This is a genomic window from Bacillus sp. 0102A (assembly GCF_036765155.1).
Taxonomy (GTDB): domain Bacteria; phylum Bacillota; class Bacilli; order Bacillales; family Bacillaceae; genus Bacillus; species Bacillus subtilis_G.
This window is the reverse complement of sequence record NZ_JBAIZW010000003.1, coordinates 334,622-349,741: the sequence shown is the minus strand read 5'-3', so window position 1 is coordinate 349,741 and position 15,120 is coordinate 334,622. Positions and strand designations below refer to the sequence as shown.

The 15,120-nt window shown below is 47.6% G+C and carries 18 protein-coding genes; 5 read left to right on the top strand and 13 right to left on the bottom strand.

The window, feature by feature from the left end; translation table 11 throughout:
* Positions 1-22: 22 nt before the first annotated feature.
* Genes hisIE through V6D41_RS09930 form a run of 8 tightly spaced genes read right to left on the bottom strand, consistent with a single transcriptional unit; the run spans position 23 to position 6,441 of the window.
* Positions 23-646 (bottom strand): bifunctional phosphoribosyl-AMP cyclohydrolase/phosphoribosyl-ATP diphosphatase HisIE, encoded by a 624-nt coding sequence (gene hisIE / locus V6D41_RS09965; RefSeq protein WP_333518083.1) that lies wholly within the window; start codon positions 644-646, stop codon positions 23-25.
* Positions 643-1,401: an imidazole glycerol phosphate synthase subunit HisF gene (gene hisF / locus V6D41_RS09960; RefSeq protein WP_333518082.1), complete on the bottom strand. Its 759-nt coding sequence runs from the start codon at positions 1,399-1,401 to the stop codon at positions 643-645. Before hisF ends, hisIE begins: the two co-directional genes overlap by 4 nt.
* Positions 1,398-2,135 carry a 1-(5-phosphoribosyl)-5-[(5-phosphoribosylamino)methylideneamino]imidazole-4-carboxamide isomerase gene (gene hisA / locus V6D41_RS09955; protein WP_333518081.1) on the bottom strand — a complete coding sequence of 246 codons (738 nt, stop codon included), beginning with the start codon at positions 2,133-2,135 and terminating at the stop codon, positions 1,398-1,400. The genes hisF and hisA overlap by 4 nt, the downstream gene beginning before the upstream one ends.
* Positions 2,132-2,770, bottom strand: coding sequence for an imidazole glycerol phosphate synthase subunit HisH (gene hisH / locus V6D41_RS09950; protein ID WP_333518080.1), 639 nt, complete (start codon positions 2,768-2,770; stop codon positions 2,132-2,134). Before hisH ends, hisA begins: the two co-directional genes overlap by 4 nt.
* Positions 2,771-3,355: an imidazoleglycerol-phosphate dehydratase HisB gene (gene hisB / locus V6D41_RS09945; protein WP_040081703.1), complete on the bottom strand. Its 585-nt coding sequence runs from the start codon at positions 3,353-3,355 to the stop codon at positions 2,771-2,773. It abuts the gene before it with no gap.
* Positions 3,352-4,635 (bottom strand): histidinol dehydrogenase, encoded by a 1,284-nt coding sequence (gene hisD / locus V6D41_RS09940; RefSeq protein WP_333518079.1) that lies wholly within the window; start codon positions 4,633-4,635, stop codon positions 3,352-3,354. Before hisD ends, hisB begins: the two co-directional genes overlap by 4 nt.
* The gene (gene hisG, locus V6D41_RS09935) at positions 4,632-5,273 is read right to left on the bottom strand and encodes an ATP phosphoribosyltransferase (protein WP_003219799.1); all 642 of its coding nucleotides are present in this window, start codon (positions 5,271-5,273) and stop codon (positions 4,632-4,634) included. Before hisG ends, hisD begins: the two co-directional genes overlap by 4 nt.
* Positions 5,266-6,441 carry an ATP phosphoribosyltransferase regulatory subunit gene (locus V6D41_RS09930; RefSeq protein WP_148962673.1) on the bottom strand — a complete coding sequence of 392 codons (1,176 nt, stop codon included), beginning with the start codon at positions 6,439-6,441 and terminating at the stop codon, positions 5,266-5,268. The genes hisG and V6D41_RS09930 overlap by 8 nt, the downstream gene beginning before the upstream one ends.
* A gap of 248 nt (positions 6,442-6,689) precedes the next feature.
* On the opposite strand from V6D41_RS09930, the gene V6D41_RS09925 reads away from it, so the two are divergent.
* Both V6D41_RS09925 and pelC read left to right on the top strand, forming a co-directional pair.
* Positions 6,690-7,436, top strand: coding sequence for a C39 family peptidase (locus V6D41_RS09925; RefSeq protein ID WP_333518078.1), 747 nt, complete (start codon positions 6,690-6,692; stop codon positions 7,434-7,436).
* 254 nt (positions 7,437-7,690) lie between these two features.
* Complete coding sequence (gene pelC / locus V6D41_RS09920; RefSeq protein ID WP_148962671.1) at positions 7,691-8,356, top strand: pectate/pectin lyase PelC; 666 nt, start codon at positions 7,691-7,693, stop codon at positions 8,354-8,356.
* A 21-nt stretch (positions 8,357-8,377) separates the two neighbouring features.
* On the opposite strand, the gene V6D41_RS09915 is transcribed toward pelC, so the two are convergent.
* Genes V6D41_RS09915 through hprK form a run of 5 tightly spaced genes read right to left on the bottom strand, consistent with a single transcriptional unit; the run spans position 8,378 to position 12,264 of the window.
* The gene (locus V6D41_RS09915; protein ID WP_148962670.1) at positions 8,378-8,896 is read right to left on the bottom strand and encodes an acyltransferase; all 519 of its coding nucleotides are present in this window, start codon (positions 8,894-8,896) and stop codon (positions 8,378-8,380) included.
* Positions 8,897-8,899: 3 nt separating this feature from the next.
* The gene (ppaX, locus tag V6D41_RS09910; protein WP_333518077.1) at positions 8,900-9,550 is read right to left on the bottom strand and encodes a pyrophosphatase PpaX; all 651 of its coding nucleotides are present in this window, start codon (positions 9,548-9,550) and stop codon (positions 8,900-8,902) included.
* Positions 9,547-10,485 (bottom strand): nucleoside recognition domain-containing protein, encoded by a 939-nt coding sequence (locus V6D41_RS09905; protein ID WP_148962668.1) that lies wholly within the window; start codon positions 10,483-10,485, stop codon positions 9,547-9,549. The genes ppaX and V6D41_RS09905 overlap by 4 nt, the downstream gene beginning before the upstream one ends.
* Before the next feature lie 23 nt (positions 10,486-10,508).
* Positions 10,509-11,318 (bottom strand): prolipoprotein diacylglyceryl transferase, encoded by an 810-nt coding sequence (gene lgt, locus V6D41_RS09900; RefSeq protein WP_333518076.1) that lies wholly within the window; start codon positions 11,316-11,318, stop codon positions 10,509-10,511.
* A 13-nt stretch (positions 11,319-11,331) separates the two neighbouring features.
* Entirely contained in the window at positions 11,332-12,264 is a 933-nt protein-coding gene (hprK, locus tag V6D41_RS09895) for an HPr(Ser) kinase/phosphatase (RefSeq protein WP_010328731.1), read from the bottom strand.
* 181 nt (positions 12,265-12,445) lie between these two features.
* Between hprK and nagA the strand changes: the two genes are divergently transcribed.
* From nagA to nagR, 3 genes are read left to right on the top strand one after another with little or no spacing between them, the layout of a single operon-like run.
* Positions 12,446-13,636 carry an N-acetylglucosamine-6-phosphate deacetylase gene (gene nagA, locus V6D41_RS09890; protein WP_333518075.1) on the top strand — a complete coding sequence of 397 codons (1,191 nt, stop codon included), beginning with the start codon at positions 12,446-12,448 and terminating at the stop codon, positions 13,634-13,636.
* Positions 13,633-14,361: a glucosamine-6-phosphate deaminase gene (gene nagB / locus V6D41_RS09885; RefSeq protein ID WP_333518074.1), complete on the top strand. Its 729-nt coding sequence runs from the start codon at positions 13,633-13,635 to the stop codon at positions 14,359-14,361. Before nagA ends, nagB begins: the two co-directional genes overlap by 4 nt.
* 17 nt (positions 14,362-14,378) lie before the next feature.
* Positions 14,379-15,110, top strand: coding sequence for an N-acetylglucosamine utilization transcriptional regulator NagR (gene nagR / locus V6D41_RS09880; protein WP_289348352.1), 732 nt, complete (start codon positions 14,379-14,381; stop codon positions 15,108-15,110).
* Positions 15,111-15,120: the final 10 nt, after the last annotated feature.

The window sequence follows — 15,120 nt, the reverse complement described above, 5'->3', positions numbered from 1 at the left end:
CTAATGAACAGCTCCACTCCTCTTACTTTTCAGTATGGCGTTTCTTCAACACATCAAGCACATCATCCAGCGGCAGAGCTTGTTCTCTGAGCAGGACAAGCAGGTGATACAGCAGGTCTGCCGCTTCCCATTTGAGTTCCTCGCGGTCTCGGTTTTTCGCGGCAATGATCACTTCGGATGCTTCTTCACCGACTTTTTTCAAAATCTTATCGACACCTTCACGGAAAAGATAAGTGGTGTAAGCTCCTTCAGGCATTTCCGCTTGGCGTTCCGCGATCACGCGCTCCAGCTCGTTCATGATGTCAAATCGGCCCGCAGCCTGTTCTTCTGTTTGTTCCTTTGTAAAACAGCTGTAGCTGCCAGTGTGGCATGCCGGACCAGACGGCTCTACGAGTACGATCAACGCGTCTTGGTCACAGTCATACCGGATGCCCTTAACGGCTTGCGTGTTGCCTGAGGTTTCTCCTTTATGCCATAACTCTTGGCGCGAGCGGCTGTAGAACCATGTTTCTTTCGTTTCCAATGTTTTTTCGTACGATTCCTTGTTCATATAGGCAAGGGTCAGCACTTCTTTACTTGCCGTATCCTGCACGATGGCGGGAATTAATCCATCCTCGTTAAAACGCAGTTCATCTGCCTGTTTCATCTCACATTCACCCCGTGCTCTTTCAAGTATGATTTCACTTCTTTAATCGACGTTTCTTTATAATGAAAAATAGAAGCGGCCAGCGCGGCGTCGGCTTCTCCTTTTGTAAAAGCCTCAAGCATATGCTGCGCGTTTCCCGCTCCTCCCGAGGCAATAACAGGTACGGGAACAGCTTCAGAAACTAGCTTTGTCAGCCTGTGGTCAAAACCTTTTTTCTCACCGTCAGAGTCCATGCTTGTCAGCAATATTTCTCCTGCTCCGTGTTTGACGCCTTCTTTTGCCCATGCGGTGACTTCCCAGTCTGTTTTCTTTCTGCCGCCGTGCGTGTAGACCTTATATGTGCCAGATTCCTGGTCGTACTTGGCATCAATGGCAAGTACGATGCATTGAGAGCCGAAAAACTCGGCTCCTTCTGTAATCAGCTCAGGGCGGAGAACAGCCGCCGTGTTCACCGAAACTTTGTCCGCGCCGGCACGCAGAATCGTTTTCATATCGCTGAGCTGATTGATGCCGCCGCCGACTGTAAACGGAATCGCAAGCTTCGCGGCAACCTGCTCCACAACGTCAACCATCGTTTTTCGGCCTTCGTGCGAGGCGGAGATATCAAGAAAAACGAGTTCATCCGCGCCTTCCTGGTCGTACACTTCCGCCAGTTCGACAGGGTCACCGGCATCCTTTAATTCGAGAAATTGAATTCCTTTGACAACGCGTCCTTCTTTGACATCAAGACATGGAATAATCCGTTTTGTGATCATTTGCGCTTCACCCTTTCAAGCGCCTCGCTCAGTGTAAACTGATTGGTATATAGCGCTTTTCCGATGATCGCTCCAGAAACGCCATCCGCCTGATAGCGGGCGAGGGCTTCGAGATCCTCGACCGAGCTCACGCCGCCGGAAGCAATCACAGATTTCCCCGTTTCCTTTGCAAGCTCGACCGTGCTTTCAATATTAGGGCCTGACAGCATTCCGTCTGTCGAGATGTCAGTAAAAATAAAGACCTCCGCTCCTTCATTGGCAAGCTCTTTGCCGAGTTCAGTTGCTTTAAGACTTGATGTTTCCAGCCATCCTTCAGTTGAAACAAAACCGTTTCTCGCGTCCAGGCCGATTGCAATTTTTCCCCCATATTGTTTCAGCATTTTTTTGACAAACGGGGGGTTAGAAACAGCTGAGCTTCCGAGGATCACCCGATCGACTCCTGCAGATAAGTATTCATAGACGTCACTTTCGGAACGGATCCCGCCGCCGATTTCCACCTTCAGCTCCAGCTTTTGCGCAATTTCGATCACGTGGCGGTGATTTACTCTTTTTCCTTCTTTGGCACCATCAAGATCAACAAGATGGATCCATTCGGCACCCGCACTCGCAAATAACGCGGCCATGTCGTATGGTGAATCGCCGTATATCGTTTCCTGATTATAATCTCCTTGAACAAGACGGACACATTTGCCGTTTCTCATATCAATTGCCGGATATAATGTAAAAGCACTCATTTTTTCACCTTCTGTTCTGCTGCCATTTTCGTGAATTGGGTTAAGATAGACATTCCTACCGTGCTGCTTTTTTCCGGATGAAATTGGGCGCCAAAGACATTTCCTTTTCCGACGACAGCAGGCACTCGCACACCATAATCAGCGCTTGCCAGAAGCGCATCCTCCTTCATCCCGTCAATGTAATACGAATGCACAAAATAAGCGTAGCCTTCTTCTGTTTCAGCCAGCAGCAGAGATTCGTTATGAAAGAAAAGGCGATTCCAGCCCATATGCGGAACCTTCAGCTTGTTTCCTTCCTCATCTTCTGCTTTCAGCCTGACTGCTTTTCCTTTTAACAGCCCAAGGCCTGTCGCGGTGCCGTTTTCTTCACTTTCATCAAATAAAAGCTGCATGCCGAGGCAGATCCCGAGCAGCAATCGCCCCTCTGAGACCATATCGTGAATCAATTGATCAAGCTTCGCGTTGCGCAAATTGTCCATCGCGTCTCCAAATGAACCGACGCCCGGCAAAATAAAGGCATCAGCTTCTTTCAGCTCCTCCGGCTTTTCAGAAACAAAGTACGGGACGCCGACGCGCTCAAGCGCCTTTGAGACACTGTATAAATTGCCCATTCCGTAATCTATTACGCCGATCATTTACAGCATCCCTTTCGTTGATGGGATCCCTTTAACACGCGGATCGATCATTGTCGCTTCATCAAGCGCACGTCCAAGCGCTTTAAAAACAGCTTCAATCATGTGGTGGGTGTTTGTGCCGTAATGAACGATGACATGCAGGTTCATCCGCGCTTCAAGCGCCAGCTTCCACAAAAATTCATGTACAAGCTCCGTATCAAAGGTTCCGACTTTAGCCGCAGGGAAGTCTGCGCGCATTTCCAAGTGCGGCCGGTTGCTTAAATCGATGACGACTTGAGCAAGCGCCTCATCCATCGGCACAAACGCCGATCCGTAGCGTTTAATTCCTTTTTTATCGCCCAATGCTTCAAGCAGCGCCTGCCCTAGGCAAATGCCGATGTCTTCAGTCGTGTGGTGGTCATCTATATCAACATCGCCTTTGGCGTTAATGGAAAGATCAAATTGTCCGTGTTTCGTGAATAAATCCAGCATGTGCGTCATAAACGGCACGTCTGTTTTGATATCAGCTTGTCCCTCGCCGTCTATTGCGAATGCCAGTTCAATATCTGTTTCGTTTGTTTTTCTGGCGCGTTCCGCTTTTCTCATTTTGAATTCCTCCGTTCTCTCGCTTCAATTGATCTGGCATGCGCGTCTAACCCTTCAAGTCTGGCAAAAGCCGCGATGCTTTCGGCATGTTCTTCAAAGGCTGTTTGACTGTAAGAAATAATGCTCGATTTCTTTTGAAAATCCGTTACGTTTAATGGACTTGAAAATCTGGCTGTTCCGTTTGTCGGGAGCACATGGTTCGGTCCGGCAAAATAATCTCCGACAGGCTCAGGGCTGTATCTGCCTAAGAAGATCGCACCCGCATGTTTGATGCTGCCAAGCAGAGCTTCGGGAGACTGTGTGATAATTTCTAAATGCTCCGGTGCGAGCGTATTGACAGTATCAATCGCTTCATCCATTGTTTCCGCCACATAGATACAACCGTAATCGTTCACTGAAACTTCTGCTATTTCTCTTCGCGGCAAGGTTTTCAGCTGCTCGTTCACCTCTGCTGAAACCGCCTCGGCCAGCGCCACGGAATCTGTGACACACACACATGAGCTGAGTTTATCGTGTTCCGCCTGTGACAGAAGATCGGCTGCGATTTCGCTCGGAATCGCAGTTTCATCAGCCAGCACGACGATTTCACTCGGTCCGGCAATCATGTCAATATCGACATCACCGAACACCTCTCGTTTGGCAAGCGCGACATAAATATTTCCCGGACCTGTGATTTTATCCACCGGCTCAATGGTCTCTGTTCCGTACGCCAGCGCCGCAATCGCCTGAGCGCCGCCCATTTTGTAAATGTCTTTTATCCCTAGCTCGGCAGCAGCGACTAAAACCCCTGAAGACAGCCGCCCGTCTTTCCCCGGAGGCGTCACAAGAACGATTCTTTCCACACCCGCTGTCAGCGCCGGGATGACATTCATCAAAACAGATGAAGGATATGCCGCCGTCCCCCCCGGCACATATACGCCCGCGGAATCTAATGCCGTCACTTTCTGCCCCAGCATTGTGCCATCCTTTCTGTGATAAAACCAGGAGGATTGCAGCTGTCTTTCGTGATATTCCTTTATATTTTCAATTGCCTGCTTCATCACCTGAAGCAGCTGTGAATCCAGCAAGGTGTATGCTTCCTCAATTTCTTCTTTTGTGACCAGCGGGCTGTCTATTTCGATGCCGTCAAATCTCGCCGTGTAGCTGCGGACCGCCTGATCACCGTTTGCTTTGACATCTTCAATAATGGATCGGACCGCTTTTCTTTGCTCTTCCGTTCCGGCATCTATGGACCGTTTGAGAGAAAGCCGTTCTGCGCCGCTGATGGATTTGATCTTCATTTTGCCGTTTCTCCTTCCACAACAAGGGATAAGCGGGATGCCATTTCGTCTATCACATCGTCTTTCATGCGATAGCTTACCGGGTTCACGATAAAGCGGGAAGTAATGTCACAAATGTGCTCCGTTTCAACAAGCCCGTTTTCTTTCAGCGTCTGTCCTGTTGAAACGATATCCACAATCCGGTCTGCGAGCCCAATGAGCGGGGCCAGCTCAATTGAACCGTTGAGCTTGATGATCTCGACTTGTTCTCCCTGCTCTCTAAAATAGCTGGAAGCCACATTCGGATACTTTGTCGCGATTCTCGGGGCTACGCCGCTCCAGTCTGTATTCGGAAGTCCGGCGACTGCTAAGTGGCATTTGCTGATCTTCAAATCCAGCACCTCATACACATCGCGTTCTTCCTCCAGCATGACATCCTTGCCCGCAATTCCGACATCTGCCACGCCATGCTCCACATATGTGGTCACGTCCATCGGCTTAGCTAATATAAAACGGAGATTTTCCTCCGGCACATCGATGATCAGTTTTCTTGAATCTTCAAACTCCTCAGGGAGCTTATAGCCCGCCTGACGAAGCAGCCCTGCCGCTTCTTCAAATATCCGGCCCTTCGGCATCGCCATTGTGAGTAACTTACCCATTTTGCTCTTCCTTTCTGGCACCGATAAAATAGGTGACGTTTGCAAAAGATTTTGTCATCTGATCGATATTTTCGATTCCCGATAAATCTTGAAGAACCACTTTGTTCCCTTTCATCCGTTCTTCATTCGCATAAGCGATGGCTTGTGCCCGCTGCTCTTTGCTGAAAATAACAGCGTCTATTTCACAAGCTTCGTCTTTCATATGGAGCGCTTCAATCAGCCGGTCGACCCGAAGCCCGAAGCCTGTCGCCGGCGCGGGTGAATCAAAATAGCCGAAGAGCTTGTTATAACGGCCCCCGCTTCCAATGACAAAGCCGACATTTTCGGCGTACACTTCAAATAAAATCCCCGTGTAATAGCTCATGTGGCTGACCATATTCAGATCCAGACGGACATTTTCCGTACATCCGTAATCCTCAAGAATGTCCCACAGCGCCTTCAGCTCATCAACAACGCTTTTTCCTTGCGCGGAATCGACGATTTCCTCAGCACGTCCGCATACTTCTATGCCGCCCCGCAACTCAAGAAGCTCAAGCAGCCTGCTTTTATCAATGGAGGAAAGCGGGAGAGACTTGACATGTTCTCTGTAGCCGACGTAGTTCTTCTCGTACAAAAACCTCCGCAGCACATCGGCACGTTCAACGTTTCCGAGCACCTCAACAAACAAAGCATCCGCAATGCCGGCATGGCCGATGGCAATTTTAAAGGAAGCCAGCCCCGCGCTTTTTAAGGCGCCGACGACTAATGCAATGACCTCAGCATCCGCGCTTGTCGTGCCGTCACCGATTAATTCCACTCCGACCTGCTCGAATTCGGCGGGACGTCCGCCTTCACGTTCCTGAGCCCTGAAGACATTTGCCGCATAGCCGACTCTGAGCGGATGATCGTGTTTCAGAAGCTTGGATGCCGCCACCCTTGCAATTGGACCTGTCATATCCGGGCGAAGCACCAATGTTTTGCCGTCCTGATCAAGAAGCTTGAACAGCTGCTGCTCTTCAATCGCTGACTGCACGCCAACGGTATCGTAAAACTCCAGTGTCGGTGTTTCCATAAATCGGTATCCCCATTTATCGATCAAATCGGTTAACGATTGTCTCACCTTTTTTTTCGTTTCGTATAAACCGGGCAGTGTATCTCTCATGCCGTGCGGTTTTTCAAACATAAACATCAACCCGTGCACCTCCGTTGCCATCGTTTGAAGGAAAATTCCGAATACTTTAGTTCGCTAATATGATAATATGTTAGCAGATGAAAGAGTGAAAATCAATGCTTAACTTTAGTCAGGATATGTTATCTCAGTTGTCCTCCTCCTAATTATGAAAAAATCATGAACAAATCATTAAAGATGCGTCATATCTCAAATTCTTTTGATTGGCATGCTATAATACAAATCAAATAGAGAACAAGGAGATAAAGATGAAAACACTGCGAACTCTATGTGTCCTGATTATTCTTTCAGGCGTCGTTTTTTTCGGACTTAAAATATATGCAAAAGATATAGATATCCCTTTTTTCAATAGCAATAAAAGAGAGGCTGAAAAAGAATCAACAGCCGCAAACAGCACAAACGAGCTGAAAGGAAGCGCGGAACCGCTGGATGTCGTCCTTTACAATCAGATGGACGCACCTCGGCTCTATAACGGCTGTGAAGTAACAAGTCTTGCGATGGTGCTGAATGACGCGGGATACAACGTGACAAAAAACACACTGGCAAACCAGATTGCCACAGTGCCTTTGACATACAGCAGCGGATTAAAAGGGGATCCGAATGATGGATTTGTCGGGGATATGGCGAATGGCCCGGGTCTCGGTGTCTATCACGGACCGATCTATCAATTGGCGAAAACCTATGCCGGAGACAAAGTGTCTGACCTGACTGGAAAACACATTTCTTCTGTTTATGAACAGCTTGAGAAAGGCAATCCTGTTTGGGTCATTACAACTGCCAACTTTACGCCAGTTGACAACATGCAGACGTGGAAAACGCCAAACGGAACGATCGATATCACGTACAGTGTACACAGTGTCGCCGTTACGGGATATGATGAAAAATACGTGTATCTCAATGATCCTTATGGCTATAAAAACAGAAAAACCGACAGAACCAGTTTCGAAAAAGCGTGGGAACAAATGGGCAGCCAGGCCATCGTTATTCAAAAGTAAACAGCTGGTAACCTCCAGCCTTCCCAGTGCCTATGTTCTATCTTGAGCAAATACGACAATATTCATGGTTTTTGTTTCAATCGGTAATATCGATTCATTTTCCATTTATCATCCAAAATTATCTTTACTTTCAGGCTGTCTGTTTTTATGATTAAAGCAGATTCAGCCTTGCCCCGATCTATGTGAGAGAAGCCGGAGCAAGACGCTGAGGCTTCTCTTACAAAAATCATAGATATCCGGGGAGGATTTTATCTTTGAAAAAAATCGTGTCTATCCTATTTATGTTCAGTTTGGTTATAGGTTTCAGCCAGTTTCAAACATCAACTGCTTTCGCAGCTGACAAAGTGGTTCACGAAACAATTATCGTACCCAAAAATACAACATATGACGGGAAGGGACAGCGGTTTGCAGCAGGGAAAGAATTAGGTGACGGAAGCCAGTCCGAAAACCAAAAACCTGTTTTTCGTGTAGAGGATGGCGCAACTCTGAAAAACGTGGTGCTCGGCGCACCTGCTGCTGATGGCGTGCACACTTATGGAAACGTTAACATTCAGAATGTGAAGTGGGAAGATGTTGGGGAGGATGCGTTAACGGTAAAGAAGGAAGGAAAAGTGACCATCGATGGCGGCTCTGCCCAAAAAGCGTCTGATAAAATTTTTCAGATCAATAAAGCCAGCACCTTCACAGTAAAAAATTTCACAGCCGACAATGGCGGAAAGTTCATTAGACAGCTTGGCGGTTCAACCTTCCACGTTGATGTGATTATCGACAAGTGCACCATCACGAACATGAAAGAAGCGATATTCCGGACCGACAGCAAAACAAGCACGGTCAGAATGACAAATACACGCTACTCCAATGTCGGCCAGAAATGGATTGGCGTTCAGCATATTTATGAAAATAACAATACTCCATTTTAATATAAAAAAGTCCGCTGATGTTTATTCAGCGGGCCTTTTCAATCTTTCTTTCATTTCTTCCTTCGTATAGATGATCCGCATCGGGTTTCCGCCGACAAACGCGCCGGCAGGCACATCTTTATGGACAAGCGTTCCGGCGGACACAACTGCGCCATCGCCTATTTCCACCCCGGGCAAAATGGTCGTGTTGGCACCGATCATCACTTCGTCTCCGATAAAGACTTTGCCAATCCGGTATTCTTGAATCAAATACTCATGGGCTAAAATGGTCGTATTGTATCCGATGATTGAATTTGTTCCGACTGTGATCTTTTCCGGAAACATAATATCCGGCATCACCATCAAGGCAAACGATGTTTGCTTCCCAATCTCCATCCGCAGAAACGTACGGTACAGCCAGTTTTTCATCCCTATAAACGGTGTATATCTCGCTATTTGAATGACAATGAAATTTTTGACAACCTTTAAAAAAGGGACCGTTTGATAGACATGCCATAGTGAGTTAGCTCCTGAGACCGGATGACGATCTGTTTTTCTCACAGATTACTTCACTCCAACGATTTGTAATAGATCACTCATTTTCTCAAGCATATAATCAGGCTCATGTTTCACCAACATTTCCGCCCCTTTAATCGTCCATGCGACTCCGGCCGTTTTTGTTCCGGCGTTTTTTCCCGACAGCACATCGTGGTAATTATCTCCAACCATCATGGCTTCCGCAGGCTCGCTTCCAAGCTGTTTCAGCGCTAACAGAACTGGCTCGGGATCAGGCTTTGCATTTGTCACATCATCGAGGGTGACGACCGTTTCAAAGAACTCACCGATTCCCGTCAGCTTGAGGCCCATATTGACAGTATCTCTTAATTTCGTTGTTACAATCCCTAATCTAAACCCGGCTTTTTTCAATGCATCCAAGGTTTCATACACGGTTTCATATTCAGTCACAAGTGAATCATGCATGTCGTGATTGTACGCTCTGTACATGGCGATCATATCATCGCATTTATCAGCGTCCATCGAAGAGAATGTGTCAAAAAGAGACGGCCCGATAAACGCGAGCACATCTTCTCTTTTATATTTGCTCGGGTAATAATGCTCCAGTGTATGTAAAAAGGACGCGATAATTAATTCATTCGTATTAATTAGAGTTCCGTCTAAATCAAATAGAATCGTCGTTACTTGTTTGTCACTCATATTGCTTCCTTTCCAACCGCTGAGGGTTTCCATTTTTTCCATGTGCGCGCAATGACAATTGTCAGCAGCACTGCTGTGGTGACACGTATCAGAAGAAGAGGCCAGACCGGTATGCCGAGCGGAATAAAGACGAGCGTATCTTCCACGACCGCGTGGCAGGCGACGAGAAAAATAAATGCCAATGTCATATCCCGTCTGCTCACGCCGTCATCCTCGACTGCTTTGATCATGACACCCGCTCCGTAGGCCAGACCGATCGTCAGTCCCGCCACCATCGTCATGGACGTATTTTTATTCATGCCAAGCAGCTGCGTAAACGGAGACAACCACCTCGAAAACCGATGCAGCCAGCCTAAATCTCTTAAAAACTGAATGATGATCATCAGCGGGATCACAATGGCCGCCAGCTGCAAAACACCAAGTCCGGCTTTCATTAAAGCCTCGGCCAGCATTGCCAGCCAGCCGTCAGGCGCCGTGCTCTTCGCGGCGATAAAACCGTACTGCGCCGTTTCCTGTCCGCCATGCCAAATGAGATTGATGACAATTGCTGACACAGCGGCCAAACCGATGCGCACCGCCAAAATGACGCCAATTCTGATGCCAACCTTTGCGGCGACTGTCGATTCGATAATCAAGTTATGACAGAATGAAAGCATCACAGCTAAAATAAAGACTTCCTTCACAGATAAATCCAATGTTAAAATCCCGGCAATTCCAGCATACAGATTCAGTATATTCCCCAGCACAAGCGGAATGGCCGCTTCACCAGAAAGCCCGAACAGGCCCATAACCGGTGTGATCAGCCGTACCAGCCAATCCATGACAGGCGTATGCTGAAGCAATGTAACCAGTAGTGTTACCGGGAAAATGACTTTACCGAGTGTCCATGTTGTTTGAAGACCTGCCGCTAGACCGGCCAGAAAGATCTTCTTCATCCCTCATCCCCCTTTGTTGGCGTCTACTCCGCGTACCGCTCCTTCGAGTATCCTTTGACCCGTCTGAAAATGATGGCTGCCACAGCCAAAACAATCAATACGATTGAAATCACCTGAGCGATGCGAAGTGCATCAGTCAGCATTAAGCTGTCCGTCCGCATTCCTTCAATAAAGTATCTTCCGATTGAATACCAGATGATATAGATCAAGAACATCTCGCCTCTGCGCAAATTTGCTTTGCGCAGGAACAGCAAAACAATGACGCCGACAAAGCTCCATAGTGATTCATATAAAAAAGTAGGGTGATAATATTGTCCGTTGATGTACATTTGATTGATGATAAAGTCAGGCAGATGCAGGCTTTCCAAAAAGGCTCTGCTGACTGCCTCGCCGTGTGCTTCCTGATTCATGAAGTTTCCCCAGCGGCCGATCGCCTGTCCGAGTAAAATGCTTGGCGCGGCAATATCCGCAAGCTTCCAGAACGAAAGGTTTTTTACTCTTGAAAACACATAACCTGTTAAAATGGCCCCGATTAACCCGCCGTGAATGGCAATGCCGCCCTTCCAAATCTTAATGATTTCTCCCAGATGCGCCGCATAATAATCCCATTCAAATGCAACGTAATAAATTCGGGCGCAAATAATCGCAATCGGAATGGCAAACAGGACAAGATCGATAAACGTATCTTTCTGCAGCCCCAGTCTCTCACTTTCCCTCATCGCAATCCAAAGTCCAAGCAAAGCACCGAGACCGATAATGATTCCGTACCAATGGACGGCTAACGGTCCCAGCTGAAAAGCTATCGGATTGAGTGGTTCTATCGCTTCATTCATTTAACGCCAACTCCTATTCGTCTTGTTCACCGTCTTCAATGACGTCCGCCAGCTTAGTGGTAAATTGCTCGGCGGCATTCAGACCCATCCGTTTCAATCTGAAGTTCATTGCTGCCACTTCAATAATGACTGCGAGATTTCGGCCCGGACGGACGGGAATCGTCAGTTTTGTCACTTCCGTATCAATGATTTTCATGGTTTCTTCCTCAAGTCCGAGACGGTCGTACTGCTTGCCCTGCTCCCAGAGTTCTAGATTCATGACAATCGTGATTCGTTTATTGCTTCTGACAGCGCCGGCACCAAACAGCGTCATCACGTTGATAATGCCGAGCCCCCTGATTTCCAGAAGATGCTCAATTAATTCCGGAGCGTTTCCGACAAGGGTATCCTGATCCTCCTGCCGAATTTCAACGCAATCATCGGCAACGAGGCGATGTCCCCTTTTCACAAGCTCCAGCGCGGTTTCACTTTTCCCGACACCGCTTTTTCCTGTGATCAGCACGCCGACGCCGTATATATCAACAAGAACGCCATGAATCGCCGTGGTAGGCGCCAACCGGCTCTCTAGAAAGTTGGTTAAACGGCTTGACAGCCTAGTCGTTTTCAGAGGCGATCTGAGGACAGGCACACCGTTTTTCTCGGAAGCATCAATCAGCTCCTGCGGGATAGGCATATCTCTAGAAAGAATAATAGCTGGTGTTACATCCGTGCACAGAGATTCCATTCGCTGCTTTTTATCCTCTTCCGGCAGCTGCTCAAAGAAAGAAAGCTCTGTTTTTCCGAGAAGCTGCACGCGTTCTCTCGGGTAATATGTAAAATATCCGGCAATTTCAATGCCTGGTCTTGATAAGTCACTCATGGTAATCGGGCGGTTAACCCCTTCTTCTCCGCTGATTAGTTCCAAATTGAACTGTTCCATTACGTCTTTTGTGCGAACTTTTGCCACGATCTGTTCCTCCTGTTCCGGGCTGCCCCGAGCTTGCTCACAATACTTTCATTTTATCACTTTCGGGCTTGAACCCAAAACAGATTTTATAAAAGACAGGAAAACACCTCAGCTGGTCTAGATCACTAGTCTGAAAAGGAGTAAAATAAGTGTATTCATATTCCAGAAAGGCGGATGACCTATGGCAGAAAGTCTTCTTATCAAAGACGTCGCGATCGTGACAGAAAATGAAGGAATCAAAAAAGGCTATGTCGGAATCAATGACGGAAAGATCAGCACAGTCACAACAGAACGGCCTAAAGAGTCTTATTCAAAAGAGATTCAAGCACCGGCAGATTCCGTTTTGCTTCCCGGCATGATTGACATTCATATTCACGGCGGCTATGGCGCAGATACGATGGATGCAAACTTATCCGCCCTCGACACCATGTCGTCAAGACTGCCCGAAGAAGGAACGACGAGCTTTTTAGCAACAACCATTACCCAGGAACACGGGCACATTTCTCGAGCTATGGTGAATGCAAGAGATTGGAAAGCAGCTGAAGAATCCTCTTTATTAGGTGCGGAACTGCTCGGCATTCATTTAGAGGGACCCTTTGTTTCACCTAAAAGAGCCGGAGCGCAGCCAAAGGAATGGATCAGGCCTACGGATGTTGCCCTTTTCAAAAAGTGGCAGCAGGAGGCGGGCGGACTGATCAAAATTGTCACACTTGCGCCTGAAGAGGATCGGCATTTTGAACTGATCCGCTATTTGAAAGACGAATCGATTATCGCTTCAATGGGGCACACAGATGCCGACTCCGCATTACTGTCGGAGGCTGCGAAAGCAGGCGCGAGCCATATGACTCATCTTTACAACGCGATGAGTCCGTTTCATCACCGAGAGCCCGGAGTGATCGGAACGGCGCTTGCCCATGATGGATTTGTGACAGAGCTTATTGCCGACGGCATCCACTCCCATCCTTTAGCAGCAAAGCTGGCTTTTTTGGCAAAAGGCAGCAGCAAGCTCATTTTAATTACTGATTCAATGAGGGCGAAAGGCCTGAAAGACGGTGTATACGAGTTCGGCGGCCAAAGTGTGACGGTAAGAGGAAAAACAGCTCTTCTTTCAGATGGAACACTTGCCGGTTCAATCCTCAAAATGAACGAAGGCGCACGGCATATGCGTGAGTTTACAAATTGTTCTTGGACGGATATAGCTAATATAACTTCTGCAAACGCGGCCAAACAGCTGGGCATCTTTGACCGTAAAGGCAGTGTGACAGAGGGAAAAGATGCGGATCTTGTGGTTGTCAGCAGCGATTGCGAGGTCATTCTCACCATCTGCCGCGGAAACATTGCATTTATATCCAAGGAGGCTGACCAGATATGAAACTAATGGAATGTCAAACATATGAAGAGCTAAGCCAAAAAGCAGCCAAAATAACGGCAGACACGATCACGGAAAAACCTGGCGCCGTTCTCGGTTTAGCGACAGGCGGCACACCCGAAGGCACGTATCGCGAGCTGATCCGCCTGCACCAAACTGAGAACCTCTCATTTCAAAACGTCACTACGGTTAATTTGGATGAATACGCCGGACTTTCAAGTGATGACCCGAACAGCTATCACTTCTATATGAATCATCGTTTTTTTCAGCATATTGACAGTCAGCCGAGCCGGCATTTTATTCCCAATGGAAATGCAGACGATCTGGAAGCCGAATGCGGGCGGTACGAACAATTAATCGAATCTCTCGGCGGCACTGACATTCAGCTTCTCGGCATCGGCCGGAACGGACATATCGGCTTTAACGAACCGGGAACGCCTTTCAAGTCGCGAACACACATTGTGACATTAAATGAACAAACCCGTCAGGCGAATGCCAGATATTTTTCTTCAATAGACAGTGTGCCGAAAAAAGCGCTCACAATGGGCATACAGACGATTCTCTCAAGCAAACGCATTCTGCTGCTTATTTCCGGCGAAAACAAGGCAGCAGCTGTGAAAAAGCTGTTAGAAGGAGACATAAGCGAAGATTTCCCCGCGTCTGCTTTGCACCTGCATTCCGATGTTACGGTTTTAATAGATCGTGAAGCAGCGGCATTAAGGCCTTGAAAGGAACATGCTGACTTATGAATATCGATAAACAATCGCCCATTCCGATTTATTATCAAATTATGGAGCAATTAAAAGCCCAAATGAAGAGCGGAGAGTTGCAGCCGGATATGCCTCTTCCCTCCGAGCGTGAATATGCCGAACAATTCGGAATCAGCCGGATGACGGTTCGACAGGCGCTTTCTAATTTAGTCAATGAAGGCTTTCTCTATCGCCTCAAAGGTCGAGGCACCTTTGTCAGCAAGCCAAAAATGGAACAAGCACTACAAGGGCTGACAAGCTTTACGGAGGATATGAAAAGCCGTGGGATGACACCCGGCAGCAGGCTCCTTCATTATCAGCTTATTGATTCAACGGAGGAGCTCGCCGCTATATTAGGCTGTGGGCACCCCTCCCTTATCCATAAAATCACTCGGGTGCGGCTGGCAAATGATATTCCGATGGCGATTGAATCCTCGCATATTCCGTTTGAGCTTGCGGGTGAGTTAAACGAATCGCATTTTCAGTCGTCAATTTACGAGCATATTGAAAAGTACAACCGCATACCGATTTCCCGCGCAAAACAGGAGCTTGAACCAAGCGCTGCAACATCGGATGAAGCAAGCATTCTCGGCATTCAAAAGGGGGCGCCTGTCCTCTTAATCAAACGAACAACGTATTTACAGAACGGAACTGCTTTTGAACATGCAAAATCTGTATACAGGGGCGACCGTTATACATTTGTCCATTACATGGATCGACTTTCATAAAAAAATCTCC